Source organism: Nonomuraea typhae, from assembly GCF_009760925.1.
GTDB classification, from domain to species: domain Bacteria; phylum Actinomycetota; class Actinomycetes; order Streptosporangiales; family Streptosporangiaceae; genus Nonomuraea; species Nonomuraea typhae.
Map to the genome: position 1 here is coordinate 339970 of NZ_VRLV01000001.1, position 14424 is coordinate 354393.

Annotated in this window: 14 protein-coding genes, 1 pseudogene and 1 riboswitch; of the genes and pseudogenes, 8 read left to right on the plus strand and 7 right to left on the minus strand. The window is 72.9% G+C overall.

Annotated elements, in window-relative coordinates; genetic code table 11:
- Nucleotides 1-30: 30 nt before the first annotated feature.
- Genes aztA through FVE25_RS01640 form a run of 3 tightly spaced genes read left to right on the plus strand, consistent with a single transcriptional unit; the run spans nt 31 to nt 2540 of the window.
- Entirely contained in the window at nt 31-639 is a 609-nt protein-coding gene (aztA, locus tag FVE25_RS01630) for a zinc ABC transporter ATP-binding protein AztA (RefSeq protein WP_157244559.1), read from the plus strand.
- A gap of 10 nt (nt 640-649) precedes the next feature.
- Nucleotides 650-1414 (plus strand): nucleotidyltransferase domain-containing protein, encoded by a 765-nt coding sequence (locus tag FVE25_RS01635; protein ID WP_157244560.1) that lies wholly within the window; start codon nt 650-652, stop codon nt 1412-1414.
- Nucleotides 1415-1463: 49 nt separating this feature from the next.
- Entirely contained in the window at nt 1464-2540 is a 1077-nt protein-coding gene (locus FVE25_RS01640; RefSeq protein ID WP_157244562.1) for a serine hydrolase domain-containing protein, read from the plus strand.
- Between the two features lie 8 nt (nt 2541-2548).
- Here the strand turns inward: FVE25_RS01640 and FVE25_RS01645 are convergent, their stop codons facing one another.
- The 5 genes and pseudogenes from FVE25_RS01645 to FVE25_RS01665 all read right to left on the minus strand — a co-directional run.
- On the minus strand, nt 2549-3637 hold the full coding sequence (locus FVE25_RS01645; protein WP_157244563.1) for a hypothetical protein: 1089 nt from the start codon (nt 3635-3637) through the stop codon (nt 2549-2551).
- A 56-nt stretch (nt 3638-3693) separates the two neighbouring features.
- Nucleotides 3694-5634, minus strand: coding sequence for a Stk1 family PASTA domain-containing Ser/Thr kinase (gene pknB / locus FVE25_RS01650; RefSeq protein WP_181019418.1), 1941 nt, complete (start codon nt 5632-5634; stop codon nt 3694-3696).
- 81 nt (nt 5635-5715) lie between these two features.
- Nucleotides 5716-6471 carry a thiazole synthase gene (locus FVE25_RS01655; protein ID WP_157244566.1) on the minus strand — a complete coding sequence of 252 codons (756 nt, stop codon included), beginning with the start codon at nt 6469-6471 and terminating at the stop codon, nt 5716-5718.
- Nucleotides 6464-6664 carry a sulfur carrier protein ThiS gene (thiS, locus tag FVE25_RS01660; RefSeq protein WP_157244568.1) on the minus strand — a complete coding sequence of 67 codons (201 nt, stop codon included), beginning with the start codon at nt 6662-6664 and terminating at the stop codon, nt 6464-6466. The genes FVE25_RS01655 and thiS overlap by 8 nt, the downstream gene beginning before the upstream one ends.
- 424 nt (nt 6665-7088) lie before the next feature.
- Nucleotides 7089-8273, minus strand: a pseudogene (locus FVE25_RS01665) (FAD-dependent oxidoreductase); the annotation flags it as partial.
- A riboswitch (TPP riboswitch) is annotated at nt 8242-8359 on the minus strand. It overlaps the preceding pseudogene by 32 nt.
- 58 nt (nt 8360-8417) lie before the next feature.
- On the opposite strand from FVE25_RS01665, the gene FVE25_RS01670 reads away from it, so the two are divergent.
- From FVE25_RS01670 to thiE, 3 genes are read left to right on the plus strand one after another with little or no spacing between them, the layout of a single operon-like run.
- Complete coding sequence (locus FVE25_RS01670) at nt 8418-9572, plus strand: NAD(P)/FAD-dependent oxidoreductase (RefSeq protein ID WP_157244569.1); 1155 nt, start codon at nt 8418-8420, stop codon at nt 9570-9572.
- A 30-nt stretch (nt 9573-9602) separates the two neighbouring features.
- Nucleotides 9603-9977 carry an Rv2175c family DNA-binding protein gene (locus tag FVE25_RS01675; RefSeq protein ID WP_157244570.1) on the plus strand — a complete coding sequence of 125 codons (375 nt, stop codon included), beginning with the start codon at nt 9603-9605 and terminating at the stop codon, nt 9975-9977.
- Nucleotides 9955-10596, plus strand: coding sequence for a thiamine phosphate synthase (gene thiE / locus FVE25_RS01680; RefSeq protein ID WP_157244572.1), 642 nt, complete (start codon nt 9955-9957; stop codon nt 10594-10596). The genes FVE25_RS01675 and thiE overlap by 23 nt, the downstream gene beginning before the upstream one ends.
- 54 nt (nt 10597-10650) lie before the next feature.
- On the opposite strand, the gene FVE25_RS01685 is transcribed toward thiE, so the two are convergent.
- Nucleotides 10651-11703, minus strand: coding sequence for a polyprenyl synthetase family protein (locus FVE25_RS01685; protein WP_157244573.1), 1053 nt, complete (start codon nt 11701-11703; stop codon nt 10651-10653).
- 70 nt (nt 11704-11773) lie between these two features.
- Between FVE25_RS01685 and metF the strand changes: the two genes are divergently transcribed.
- Entirely contained in the window at nt 11774-12700 is a 927-nt protein-coding gene (metF, locus tag FVE25_RS01690; RefSeq protein WP_157244574.1) for a methylenetetrahydrofolate reductase [NAD(P)H], read from the plus strand.
- A gap of 18 nt (nt 12701-12718) precedes the next feature.
- Nucleotides 12719-13489: a neutral zinc metallopeptidase gene (locus FVE25_RS01695; RefSeq protein ID WP_157244575.1), complete on the plus strand. Its 771-nt coding sequence runs from the start codon at nt 12719-12721 to the stop codon at nt 13487-13489.
- A 63-nt stretch (nt 13490-13552) separates the two neighbouring features.
- Here the strand turns inward: FVE25_RS01695 and FVE25_RS01700 are convergent, their stop codons facing one another.
- Nucleotides 13553-14353, minus strand: coding sequence for a L,D-transpeptidase family protein (locus FVE25_RS01700; RefSeq protein ID WP_157244577.1), 801 nt, complete (start codon nt 14351-14353; stop codon nt 13553-13555).
- Nucleotides 14354-14424: the final 71 nt, after the last annotated feature.

The following is a 14424-nucleotide window of genomic DNA, read 5'->3' on the forward strand; positions in this document are numbered from 1 at the left end:
ACCATTATCAATTTCAAGTCAGGAAATTTCATGATCGAGATGCGAGCCCTCACGGCCGGATACCGGCGGCGCGCCGTCCTGCACGACCTGACCGCCGTCGTGCCGCGGGCCCGGCACACCGTCGTCATGGGCGCGAACGGCAGCGGCAAGTCCACGCTGCTGAGCGTGTTCGCCGGGCTCGTCCGCCCGATGAGCGGCCACCTGAGCCTGCCGGGGCGCTGCGCCCTGGTCGTCCAGGACGGCCCGGCCGCCCGGGCCATGCCGATCACCGTGCGCCAGGTCGTGGCCATGGCCCGGTGGAGCGGGCCCTGGCGGCCGGCGACCCGGCGTGATCGCGCGGCCGTGGACCGGCGCCTGGCCGAGCTCGGCGTGCTCGACCTGGCCGAGCGCCAGTTCGGCACGCTCTCGGGCGGGCAGCGCCAGCGGGTGCTCGTGGCCCAGGGGCTGGCCCAGGAGGCGGAGGTGCTGCTGCTCGACGAGCCCGCCACCGGCGTGGACGAGGCCGCCCGCGAGCGCATCCGCGAGGTGCTGGCGGCGGCCGTGGCGCAGGGGACGACCGTCGTCCAGGCCACGCACGACCGCGGGGCCGCCCTGGACGCCGACCTCTGCCTGACCCTGGAGGCGGGTCGATTGCGCTAGTTTGTCGCGGATGAATGATCCGATCGAGATCGGCCGCCTCTATCTCGAGCTGGCCGACCGGCACGCTCCCGGGCTCGTGGAAGGGCTCTACCTGTCCGGGTCCGTCGCGCTCGGGGACTACGTGCCGGGACACAGCGACGTGGACTTCGTGGCGGTGACAGCCGCGCCCCCCGACCTCGCCGCCGTGCGGCGGATCCACGCCGAGCTGCGGGAGAAAGGCGTGCGGCCCGACTTCGACGGCCCGTACGTGAGCTGGGCGGACCTGGCCAAGGACCCCGGCCTGTGCCCGCCGGGCCCGCACGTCCTCGGCAAGCGGATCCGGGAGTCGGCCGCGAACGAGCGCCACCTCGTCACCTGGCACACGCTCAAGCAGGGCGGCGTCGCCGTACGCGGGCCGGAGAAACCCGAGATCTACACCGACTGGGAGAAACTCGCCGCCTTCACCGAGAACAACCTCCGCACCTACTGGCAGCGCTGGACCGACCGGAGCGCGCGGCCGTTCGGCCTGGCCGGAGCGGTCGGGCTGCTCGACTTCCGCATCACCTGGGGCGTGCTCGGCGCCACCCGCCTGCGGCACACGCTGGCCGCCGGAGAGGTGACCTCCAAGGGCGCCGCCGGAGCGTGGGCGCTCGGCGCCTACGACGAGCGCTGGCATCGCATCGTGCGCGAGGGGCTGCGCATCCGCCGCGGCGAGCCGGGCCCCCTCTACCGCAGCCGGTTCGCCCGCAGACGGGACATGATCGACTATCTCCGGATGGTCCTTATCGGGAGTTAGCACCCCGGCGAAGATCCTCGAACCGCCACGCGAGGAAAGGATCATCGTGATGAGATACGCCGCTCTGGCCTGCGCGGTGCTGCTGCTGGGCGCGGCCCAGCCCGCCCAGGCCCATACCCGGCCCGACGTGCAAACGGTGGCCGAGAGGCTGGCGGCCACCCCGGGGGTGCTGGGGGCCATCGCGGAGATGTACGTGGACGGCAAGCGCGCCGGGCGGGGCAGCGCCGGATCGCGCCTGCTCGACGGCCGCGGCGGGACGATCCCGGCCGGCGCGCGTTACCGGATCGGCTCCCAGACCAAGGGCATGACCGCGACCGTGGCCCTGCAACTGATGAAGGAGGGCAGGCTCGGCCTGGACGACAAGCTCAGCGCCGTCCTGCCGGTCGTGGCCGAGAAGGACCTGGTCGAGCGGGCCGAGGAGATCACCGTCCGGCAGCTGATCCGGCACACCTCCGGGGTTCCCGAGTGGTTCCGCCCCGGCCTCGTGGACGTCTTCGACACCACGACCTACTACCGGCCCGCCGACCTCATGAAGGTCTCCCGCTCACAGCCCCGCGCCCAGGAGCCGGGGGAGAGGTTCTCCTACTCCAGCGCCAACTACACGCTGCTCACCATGATCATCGAGCGGATCACCGGCCGGAGCCTGGCCGCCGAGTTCGACCGCCGGTTGTTCCGGCCGCTCGGCATGACCGGGACCTACCTGCCCGTCCGGCCGCCCGAGGGCATCAAGGGGCCCCACGGCCACGGGTACACGCCGGGACCCGACGGCACCCTGCACGACATGGACCGGCTCAACGCCAGCTGGGGCCACGGGGCCGGAGGCGTGATCTCCACCGCCCGGGACATGGCCGCCTACCGCGCCGCCTTCATCCAGGGCGAGCTGCTGCCCGCCGGCCTGCAGAAGGTGATCACCGACCCGCCCGAGGGCGTTCCAGCGCCGCCGCCCCCGCCCTGCGGGGGGAAGCTCGTGCAGACGAACGGCGGCGCCGCCGGGTTCACCTCGGCCACGATCAGCACGCTCGACGGGCGCCGGCACGTCGCGGTCTCCACCACCCTGGAGGCCGCCCAGGACCTCACCGTCATCAAGGCCATCGCCCAGGCGGGCGCGGACCTGCTGTGCTCCTAGGGCCGCTGCTACGGGACGAGCTCGGCCAGGTGGCGCCGTCCGATCGGCAGCCGCTTGAGTGACACCCGTGTCTCCCCGGGCCGCCAGGCGAGCACCAGCGTCGCGTAGTCGGACTCCGCCGGGTGAACCTGGTCCGTCATGATGAAGTCACCGGTCACCACCAGGAGCCCGTCCGGAGTCCAGCCCATGGCCACGGTCTTGATCGCGGCGGGCGCCGGCATCGAGGGCACCCTGCTCCACGTCCTGGTGCGCAGATCGAGGACCCACACGTCCAGGTACTGCCGCGGCCCCGGGAAGGCCGGATCGACGAACCTGACCGCCATCCTCCGCCCGCCGGGATCCGGCGTCCCCACGACCGGCCGCCCCTCGGTCGGCGGCACCGGCACCCCGGCCGAGCGGAACGTGGCCGGGTCCAGCAGGCTCAGCCGCTCCCGGGCCGGCCGCCCCACCGATCGGGTCAGCGCCGCCCGCGGGGTGGCGCCGAGCACCTGCCACCCCGGTACGGCCCGCCACCTGCCGGTCGGCGCCCCCGTCCTGCGGTCGAGCACCTCCATCCGCCCGTCGGCCCGGTTGACCAGCAGCCCCAGCGCGGAGTCGGCGAACGGCGCCGCGTCGCAGCGGAGCGGGAAGCCCGGCCGCCGCGGCCTGCCCGTGAACCCCAGCTCCCGCACCTCACACCGCTCGCCTCCGGCCTGCCGGATCACCCACACCCCGAGCCCGTCCCGCGCGGCGAACGCCCACTGCCCCTCGGCCAGCGGCCTGGCCCGCGTGCCGTCCAGCACGTGGAGCCGCTCCGGCCCGGCCACGCCCGGGGTGAACGCGCCGATCACGATCCGCCGCCCGGCGACGAACCCTCGGTACTCGCTGCCCTCCGGCAGGCCGTGGATCGCGGTCCGCCGCCCGGAGTCCACGTCGAGCAGGAACGCGCCGGGCCCGGTCACCAGCAGCCGCAACCCGCCGGCGACCAGCGGCACCCCGGAGACCGGCGGCATGAGCCGATCCGCAGGCGCCACGGCACCCGGACGGACGCCGCCTGCCGTACCGGATGTGCACCCCGCCACCATCACCACCGCGACCAGCACCGCAGCCACCCGCACGACCCACCTCCGCCTCGGACCCTCACCTCACCTACAGTCCGGGACGGCGAAAGGTTTCACCGCCAGAGGAAGACCTGCGACCCGGGCGGCCGCTCGCTGAGGGGCGCGGGGCGCTGGAACTTGACCACGTCACCGCCCAGCAGGTTGCGGATCCTGACCTGGAAGCCCTGCGCCTCCAGCTCGCTCTTGGCGTCGCGCACGGTCTTGCCGATCACCTGGGGCACGATCCGGAACTCGGTGTCGTCCCTGGCCTCGTTGTCGCCGTTGCGGAACCAGTCGAGGAAGTCGCCGCAGCGCGAGACCGTCAGCTGCGCCGGGGTGGCCTTGTCCACCTCGCTCTTGGCCTTGGGGCTCTGCGCGATCACGGTGCACGGCTCGGCGTCGTCGGCGACCTCGTTGACCTGCACGGGGAAGCCGCGTTCGCCGAGATAGGCGGCGGCCTCGTCCTTGGGCATGCCGCTCACGTCCGGCATGATCAGCCCGGCGCTGACGAACAGCCCGACCTTCGCATTCTCCTTGACCTGCTCGCCCACGTCGGGGGAGGAGCGGATCACGGTGTTGCGCGGCACCTCGAGGTTCTCCACCCGCCGCACGGTGCCGACCTGCAGCCCGGCCGCGGCGATGGCGGCGCGGGCGTCGGCCTCGCCCATGCCCTGCGTCTTGGGTACGGTCACCCGCTTCGGCCCCAGCGAGGGCACGAGCGTGAGCGTCGAGCCCTCCTCCAGCTCGGCCCCGGCGACGGGGTCGGTGGCGAGCACGAGGCCCTTGCCGAGCTTCTCGTCGTTGCGGCCCTCGGCGGTCTTCACCACGAAGCCGAGCCCGCGGGCGTTGCCGATGGCCACGTCGAGGTTCTTGCCGACCAGGTCGGGCACCTTGACATAGCGGGCCTGGGAGAAGTACGCCCCGGTCAGCGCGACGGCCGCGACCATGACGACGCTCAGCACGATCAGGAACCAGTTGGGCTTGAACCCCTTGCCCCGCGGGCGCGGAGGCTCGGGCGGCGTGGTGTGCAGGCCGGTGCGGGGCTGGATGAGCGTGTGGCCGGCGGCGTGCGGGCTGGGCGCCGTCGCCGGGTGGGCGCCGGAGGCGGCCTGCGGCCCCGGCGCGGCGTGGGCGCCGGAGCCCCCGGCGTACGGCGGGCTGGAGTGGCGCGGCAGCATCCGGTGGGCGTCCACCGCGGACACGAGCATCGCGGTGGCGTCGGCGGGCCGGTCCTGCGGGTCGCGGGCGGTGGCGTGCAGGACCAGCGTGTCGATGAGCGGCGGCGTCTCGGGCACCAGGCGCGAGGGCGGCGGCACGCTGTCGTGAACGTGCCGGTAGGCCACCGACATGGGCGTCTCGCCGTCGTACGGCTGCTGCCCGGTGACCAGCTCGAACAGCATGATCCCGGCGGCGTACACGTCGCTGCGCACGTCGGCGCCGCCGGTCGTGACCTGCTCGGGCGACATGTAGCCGATCGTGCCGATCATGACGCCGGTGCGCGTCTGGTTGGTCGCCTCGATGGCGCGGGCCAGGCCGAAGTCTACGACCTTGACCCGGCCGTCGTCGGTGAGCAGGACGTTCTCCGGCTTGACGTCGCGGTGGACCATCCCGGCCTGGTGGGCGGCGCCGAGCGCGGCCAGCACCGGGATCATGATCTCCAGGGCCTCGCGGGCGGGCAGCCTGCCGCGCTCGCGCAGGATGTCGCGCAGCGTCCTGCCCGGCACGTACTCCATCGACAGGTAGACCACGTCGCCGTCGGTGCCCTGGTCGAAGACGTGCACCACGTTCGGATGGGACAGGCTCGCCACGGACTTGGCCTCGCCGATGAACCTGCGGACGAACGCGGGGTCCTCGGCGAGGGAACGATGCATGACCTTCAGCGCGACCGTGCGGTCGAGCCTGACGTCCAGCGCCAGGTAGACGGTCGCCATCCCGCCCCGGGCGATCCGGGACTCGATGCGATAGCGCCCGTCGAGCAGCCGCCCGACGAGGGGGTCCGCGGTCGTCGTGTCCACGCCGCCGAGTTTACGGTCGTTTTGCGACTGGAGGGGCCTGACCATCCGAAACCGATGCCATTACGTGGCGTTTCCTTGTCACTATGGGTGCATGGGGGATGACGCTTCGGCGTAGCGGCGGCGCGGGATCCGCCCGGCCCGCCGCGCCAGCCGTCCCGCCTGCACGGCCCCCTTCATCGCCGCGGCCATCAGGTCGGGCCGCTGCGCCCGTGTGACAGCCGTGGCCAGCAGGACGGCGTCGCAGCCCAGCTCCATGGCGAGGGCGGCGTCGCTGGCGGTGCCGATCCCGGCGTCCAGGATGACCGGGACCGAGGCGGCCTCCACGATGAGCTCGATGTTGTGCGGGTTGCGGATGCCCAGCCCGGAGCCGATGGGCGCCCCGAGCGGCATGACCGCCGCGCAGCCGGCCTGCTCCAGCCGCCGGGCCAGCGCCGGGTCGTCGCCGATGTAGGGCAGCACCACGAAGCCGTCGGCCACCAGGCGCTCGGCGGCGTCGAACGTCTCGATCGGGTCGGGCAGCAGCGTCCGCTCGTCCGCGATGACCTCCAGCTTCACCCAGTCGGTCCCCAGCGCCTCACGGGCCAGCCGCGCCGTCAGCACGGCCTCCCCGGCCGTGAAGCACCCCGCGGTGTTGGGCAGCACCTTGATGCCGCGCTCGCGCAGCACGTCCAGGACCGAGCCGGGGGCGCCGGGGTCCAGGCGCCGCATGGCGACGGTGGTCAGCTCGGTGCCGGAGGCGGCCAGCGCCTGGTCGAGCACGTCCAGCGAAGGGGCGCCGCCGGTGCCCATGATGAGGCGGGAGGAGAACTTCTCGCCGCCGAGGATCAGGTCATCCACCTTGCACCGCCGTGAGCACCTCGACCCGGTCGCGGTCGGCCAGCGCGGTGGTCTCCCACGCGCCTCGCCGCACCACCTCGTCGTTGACGGCGACGGCCACGCCGGTGGTGGCCTGGGTCAGCGTCTGTACGGCTTGCGCCACCGTCGTTCCCTGGGGCACCTCGTGGGGGGTGCCATTGATCAGCACATTCATGAAATATCCCCTTTCAGGGTGAAATCTTGGAGGGTGTCCCGGCTTGGCCGTGGACAGGACGCCGTCAGCTCCCGAACCGCCCGGGCGAACACAACGCCACCAAATCCCGCGCCACCGCCGCATCCGGCCCCACCAGGGCATCCCCGCCCACCCGGCCTGCCGGGTCCACCCGGGCTGCCGGCACCCGGCCTGCGGGGCTCGTCCGGCCCGCCGGGTCGGCCGGGTCCACCCGCTCTGCCGGGCGCATCCGGCCTGCCGGACCGGCCGGGTCCACCGGGTCCGCCCGCTCTGCCGGGCGCATCCGGCCTGCCGGACCGGCCGGGTCCGTCTGGTCCACCGGATCTGCGGGGCCTGCCAGGGCCGCCGGACCCCGGTGTGCCGTAACGTCCGCGGCGCTCGGGGCCGCCCGGGCACCCGGGGCCGTCATCCCGGCCAGGAGGATCGCGGCCGTGAGCGGGGCCAGCAGGACGCCGCCGCGGTGGTGACCCGTGGCCAGGAACAGGCCCGGTTCGCCGCCGGGCCCGATCAGCGGGAGGTTGTCCGGCGTGCCCGGCCGCAGCCCCGCCACGACGTCGGCCACCTCCAGCTCCGTCACCCCGGGCACCAGCTCGCGCGCATCGCGCAGCAGCTCGTACAGCCCGCCCGCGGTCACCCGGGTGTCGAAGCCCAGCTCCTCCTGTGTGGCCCCCACGACCAGCTCGCCGTCGCCGCGCGGCACCAGGTACACCGGCTGCCCGTGCACCATCCCCCGCACGCACCGGCCCAGCAGGGGCTCGGGGGAGCGCAGGCGCATGATCTGCCCCTTCACCGGCCGCACCGGGACCGGAGCCAGCCCGCCGCTCCACGCCCCCGCCGCCAGCACCACGCGCTCCGCGCCGATCTCCTCCGGGTAAGACCCGTCCCGGGACGCCCCGCCCCGCGAAGCCCCCCGGCCGCCCTGCCGTACCTCAAGATCGTCCTGCCGTGCCCGCGGACCGCCGTGCCGTACCCACGAATCGCCGGCACCCGCGCTCAGCCGTACCCCGCGCACGCCCCTCTCGTCCCGCACCAGCTCCCCGGCCCGGGCCCGCACCACCGCGACCCCGAGCCACTCCAGCGCGGTCAGCAGCGCGGCGGTGACCCGGCGCGGGTCCACCCACGCGTCGTCCGGGGCCAGCAGGCCGCCGCGCACCGACGGCGCCAGCATGGGCTCCAGGCGGCGGCACTCGCGGCCGGTCAGCCGCTGCACCCGGAGCCCCAGCTTCTCCATGAATCCGGCGGTCTCGTCCAGCGCGGCCAGGTCGTCGGCGGAGAAGGCCACGTCCAGCGTCCCGTCCGCGCGGTAGCCGAGGTCGGCCGGCGACGACAGCCCGGCGTCGGCGGCCAGTTCGGCGGCGAAGGCGGGCCATCGGGCCAGGGAGGCCGCCCCCAGGCGCAGCAGCGGCTCCTCGGTGAAGGTCACCTCGCTGACCGGCGCCAGCATGCCCGCGGCCGCGTGGGAGGCGCCCGAGGCGGGCGCGGGGTCCACGACGGTGACGGGCCGCCCGGCCCGTGCCAGGCGCCAGGCCACGCTGAGCCCGGCGACGCCCCCGCCCACGATCACGTCCATGTCCGCTCCCTTCGCCGGCATGATCCGGATCAGGTGTCTTGCGGTCGAAGGCCCGATCGATGCCTTCCTCTCAGCCCGGTGACGGCCGGACTCCCGCGCGTCTTGCACCCCCAGCCTACGGCCTCGCCGCACCCGCCCGCGAACGGCCCCGGTAGGGTCGGAACCGTGGATCACGTCGTGGTGGTGGGAGCCGGCCTGGCCGGGGTGCGCAGCGTCGAGTCGCTGCGCGGGCGCGGGTATGACGGCAGGATCACGCTCCTGGGCGAGGAGCGGCACCGGCCCTACGACCGCCCGCCGCTGTCGAAGGCGGTGCTGCTCGGCACGAGCGACGACAGCTTCGTCGACACCGACCTGGCCGCGCTGCGCGTCGACTTCCGGCCCGGGGTGGCCGCGAAGGGCCTGCGGGCGGGCTTCGTGGAGACGACCGAGGGCGAGCTGGCCTACGACGGCCTGGTGATCGCGACCGGCTCGGAGCCGATCCGGCTGCCCGGTGAGGGCCCCCAGCTGGTGCTGCGCACACTCGACGACGCGCACGTGCTGCGCGCCGCGCTCGTGCCCGGCGCCCGCGTCTGCGTCGCCGGCGCGGGCTGGATCGGCGCCGAGGTGGCCACCGCCGCCCGCAAGGCGGGGTGCGAGGTCACGGTGATCGAGGCCGCCGCCACGCCGCTCGCCCACGCGATCGGCGAGCTCGGCGCCCGCACGCTGCCCTGGTACGACGGCATCGGCCTGCGCCTGAACACCATGGTCAGCGAGGTCGTCGAGGGCGGCGTCGAACTGGTCGGCGGCGAGTTCCTGCCCGCGCACGTCGTCGTCTCCGGCATCGGCGCCCGCCCGGTCCTCGAATGGCTCGCCGACGCCGACCTCGACCTGCACAACGGCGTCGTCACCGACGAGCACCTGCGCACCTCCATGCCCGGCGTCGTGGCCGTCGGCGACTGCGCCAACTGGTGGTCGCGCCGCTTCGCCACCCGCATGCGCGTCGAGCACTGGGACACCGCCCTGAACGCCCCCGACGTGGCCGCCGCCACGCTGCTGGGGGAGGAGGCGGTGTACGACCCGGTGCCGTACTTCTGGTCGGAGCAGTTCGGGCACATGCTCCAGTACGCCGGCTACCACCCGGCGGGCGCGCGCCTGGTCCACCGCGATGGCCAGAAGTGGTCAGTCGTCTGGCTCACCGCCGACGACCGCATCACCGCCGTCCTGGCCGCCGATCGCCCGCGCGACCTCGTCCAGGGCCGCCGCCTCATCGAAGCCGGGGCCCGGCTGGACGCGGAACGCCTGGTAGATCCGGACGTCGCCCTACGGGATTGTGTTGTTTGAGCAAGCACGCCATGTGGTAGTTGTGGTTTCGTGACGCTTTCTGTTGCACAGATCGACCGGGAGACGGAGCAGCTCGTCGACGAGTGGCTCACTCTCCCCGAAGTGGCCGCACGCCTCGATCTCACGATCGGGCGGGCCAAGCAGCTCCTCAAAGACCACAAGCTCCTCGGCGTACGGCGAGGCAGCGGCGGGCCCCAGGTGCCCGCGGTCTTCCTCGACGGAAAGGAAGTACGTAAGGGCCTGCCCGGCACGCTGACCGTCCTGCAGGACGCCGGCTACGACGACATCGAGTCGTTGCGCTGGCTGTTCACCCCGGACGCATCGCTGCCCGGAGCCCCCATTGACGCGATCAAGGCCGGTCGCCACACAGAGGTCAAGAGGCGTGCCCAAGCCCTCGCTTTCTGACGCCCGGCTCTACCTCTGCACCGACGGGCGGCGAGGACGCGGCGACCTGGCCGACTTCCTCGACGCCGTGCTCGCCAACGGCGTGGACATCATCCAGTTGCGGGAGAAGGGCCTGGAGGCACGCGAAGAGCTCGCCCTCCTGGAAGTCTTCCGCGACGCCTGCGACCGGCACGGCACACTGCTGGCCGTCAACGACCGGGCCGACATCGCCCACGCCGCCCGCCCCGACGTGCTCCACCTGGGGCAGGACGACCTTCCCGTGCCGGTCGCCCGAGAGATCCTCGGCGACGACATCGTCATCGGACGGTCCACCCACTCCGCCACGGAGGCTTCCGCCGCCGCGGTGGAGGCGGGCGTCGACTACTTCTGCTGCGGCCCCATCTGGCCCACGCCGACCAAGCCCGGCCGCCCCGCGCCCGGGCCCGCGCTGCTGCGGCACGCGGCGGCGCTGGGCGGTGACCGGCCCTGGTTCGGCATCGGCGGCATCGACCTGGACAACCTCGACGAGGTGCGTGCGCACGGCGTGACCCGCGTCGTGGTCGTGCGCGCCATCACCGAGGCCGCCGATCCGGGCGCCGCGGCCGCCGAGTTCGCCAAACGGCTGGCGGCCGGCATCTGACATCCGACCCCGCCCGGGTGCCGGTCCGGCACCCGGGCCTGCTTCAGCGCAGTTTCAGAACGTGCGCGAGGTGGCGGCCACGGCCAGGTCGTCCAGGGCCTTCCGCGCCTCGTCGGTGATCGGCGCCTTGTCCAGCGCGGCCAGCGCCTCGTCCAGGTAGGTCGCGATCAGGTTCTCGCACTCGCGCAGCGCGCCGGTGTCCTCGATGATGCCGCGCAGCGTGGCCACGCCCCGCTCGTCCAGCGCCGGGTCGCCGAGCAGCCGCCGGACGACCTGCGCGTCCCGCGCGGAGGCGGCGGCCAGGGTCCGCGCCACCAGCATCGTGCGCTTGCCCTCCCGCAGGTCGTCGCCAGCCGGCTTGCCGGTCTCCGCCGGGTCGCCGAACACGCCCAGGACGTCGTCGCGCAGCTGGAAGGCGATGCCGACGCGCCTGCCGTACTCGACGCACAGCTCGTCGATCCACGGCTCCTCGGCCCGCGCGGCGAGCACCAGCCCGAGCCGCAGCGGCTGCTCCACGGAGTACTTGCCGCTCTTGTAGAGCGCCACCCGCAGCGCCGAGTCGAACGTGTTCTCCCCGTGGGCCTGCTCCAGCAGGTCGAGGTACTGCCCGCACATCAGCTCGGTGCGCATGTGGTCGTGCAGCGGCTGCGCGGCGGCCAGCGACTCGGGCGGCAGCCCGCTGGTGCGCCACATCTCCCCGGCCCAGATGAGCATGAGGTTGCCCAGCAGGATCGCGGCCCCCTCGCCGAACTGCTCGGCCGAGCCGTGCCAGCCCCCCTTCTCGTGGAGGGCCTGGAACCGCCGGTGCGCCGACGGCATGCCGCGCCGCAGATCGCTCTTGTCCATGACGTCGTCGTGCACCAGCGCACTGGCCTGCAGCAGCTCCAGCGAGGCCGCCGCGGCGAAAATGCCGGGAAGGTCGGCACCACCGGCGCCCCGCCAGCCCCAGTAACAGAAGGCCGGCCGCAGCCGCTTGCCCCCGGCCAGCAGATCGTGCGCCGCCGCGAGCAGCGGCTCCAGGCCGGGGTTGCCGAAGGCAGGCTCCTGCCGGTCGACGAACAGCCTGAGCGAACGGTCCACCTGCTGGCGCAGGGCGTCAGTGGTCATGTCCATGAGACTAACGGGCGGTGCACCAGGCTCAGATCTCCGCTCGGCCCGTGCGCGGTAACCTTGGGGCATGGCGCTTGGTCGACCCTCCATCCTGCCCGATCGTGTTCCCACCGTGCGAGAGCTGCTCGCCTCCGGCGGGCGGTCGTTCTCGTTCGAGTTCTTCCCGCCGAAGACCGACGAGGGCGAGCGGCAGCTGTGGCGGGCCATCCGCGAGCTGGAGTCGCTGCGCCCGACCTTCGTCTCGGTCACGTACGGCGCGGGCGGAACCACCCGCGACCGCACCGTCGACATCGTCGAACGAGTCGCCCACGAAACCACCCTGACCCCTGTGGCGCATTTCACCGCGGTCAACCACTCGGTGCGCGAGCTGCGCCACCTGGTGGGCCGCTTCGCCGACGCGGGCGTCCGCAACATCCTCGCGGTCAGGGGCGACCCGCCCGGCGACCCGTCCGGCGAGTGGGTCCAGCACCCCGAGGGCGTGCTGTACGCCGAGGAACTCGTCCGGCTGATCCGCCAGGCCGGCGACTTCTGCGTCGGCGTGGCCGCCTTCCCCTACAAGCACCCCCGGTCGCCGTCCATCGACTCCGACACCGACTACTTCGTCCAGAAGTGCCGGGCCGGCGCCGACTACGCGATCACGCAGATGTTCTTCCAGGCCGAGGACTACCTGCGCCTGCGCGACCGCGTGGCGGCCAAGGGCTGTGACACGCCGATCATCCCGTGCATCATGCCGGTCACCCAGATGAGCACGATCGCCCGCTCCGAGCAGTTGTCCGGCGCCCCGTTCCCGCCGGACGTCGCCGCCCGCTTCGAGGCGGTGGCCGACGACCCGGCCGCCGTCCGCCGCCTGGGCATCGACCACGGCGCCGAACTCTGCCAGCGCCTGCTGGACGAAGGGGCGCCGGGCATCCACTTCATCACGTTCAACCGCTCCAGCGCCTCGGCCGAGGTCTTCCAGCGGCTCAACCATCCGGCCCAGCCCGTGGGGGTGTAGATCCCCTAGGCTCCGGTCATGAAATTTCGTCTGATCACCGTCCTGGCATGCGCTGCGACCCTGTGCCTGGGCGGGACGGGGGCGGCGGCGTCTGCGTATCCGGTCAAACAGAAGGTGCTCACCGACAACGTCCTGTACCGCCTGGGCAAGCTGCCCAAGTCCACCTGCGAGGAGCCGGTCGTGCGGCCGGGCAACCGCGGGGACGCCAAGCACTACATCGGCACGGTCATGCAGTGCCTGGAGGCCGCCTGGGAGTCGCCTCTGTCGGAGACCGGGGTGGCCTTCGAGGGGGCCCGGCTCAAGTTCGTGACCGGGTCGTACTGCGGCATCGAGGCCAGGACGGACTCCGACAGCGTCTACTGCCACGACCCTCGCGCCGTGGTGGTCAAGCTGGGCAAGACCGTGCTGGAGGACCCGTCGGACCTGTTCCTCATGTACATCACGGCCGCCCGGTACGCCAACCACGTCCAGCGCCTGACCGACATCGTGTACAACGTGGACTCCGAGGCGTTCTACGACAGCAAGGCCGAGCGCGCCGAGCGGCTGCGCCGCTACAACCTGCAGGCCGACTGCCTGGCGGGGGTGTTCATCAAGAGCGTCTCCCCGCTCGAGGGGCGCAGCTCGCGAGACTGGAAGTACCTGCAGAAGCTGCTGCAGGGTGACGTCGCGGGGTACGAGCGGCTCTGGGGCAAGACGGCCAACGTCCGCGCCTGGCTGGGCCGGGGGTACGCCTCCGGTGACCCGGGCTCGTGCAACACCTGGACGGCGCCGCCCGCAGAGGTCGCCTGACAGCCGGAAGGGGAGCCCCGGGCGGGGCTCCCCTTCACGGATTCCGTGCCCGAAGGCCCGGGTTCAGCGCCTGAAGGCGCCCTTGACGTGCACCGGGACGCCCTTGCCGAGCAGCCCGGGCAGTTCCCCGGCCACGTTCATCGGCAGCCGGACGCACCCGTGCGAAGCCGGGTACAACGGCACCGACAGCGCCCCGTGGAAGGCGATGCCCCCGTTGAAGAAGATCGGGTTGTACAGCTGGCCCAGGTAGCTCTTGTGCCAGCCGCTGCGCCGCCAGGTGGTCTTGTAGTCGCCCGTCGGGGTCCTGGCCGAGCCGCAGAACCGCTGCGACTTGCCCTGCCACGTCGTCGTCTCGCAGTACGGCACGCCGCTGCCGGACGAGACGTGGGTGATGAGCGCGGGCTCGCCCTTCACATACAGGACCATGATCTGGGTCTTCAGGTTCACCTCGGCGCGCGTGGGCTTGCCGTTCTTCACCAGGACCTTGGGCGCCTTCGGGTTCTCCAGAGCGTTCCAGGTACGGCCGGCCACCGTGCTGGTCGGCTTGATGCCGTTGACCTTCTGGAAGGCCCACACCGCCGCCAGGGTCGTGCCGCCGTACTTGCCGTCGGCCTTGCCCGGGCGGTAGCCCAGTTCCCTGAGCCGCTTCTGCAGCCATACGACGTTCTTGCCCTTGGCACCGAGTTTGAGCGCCTTGTCCGGGGCCACGACCGTCTCCGCCTGCGAGCCGGTCGGGGCCGTCACCGCCGTGGTCACGGGCGCGGCTGCCGCGGCGCCGGCCGTACCGAAGCCCGTGAGCGCGACGGCTCCTGCCGTCAGGAGAGTTGCTAGGCCGAGGGCCCCGCGCCGACGACGTCCCCCCACGTGTATCTCCCCTCATATCATTAACAATCGAATCAAGGGACCCTACACCACCACCATGTCGAGGTAATCGA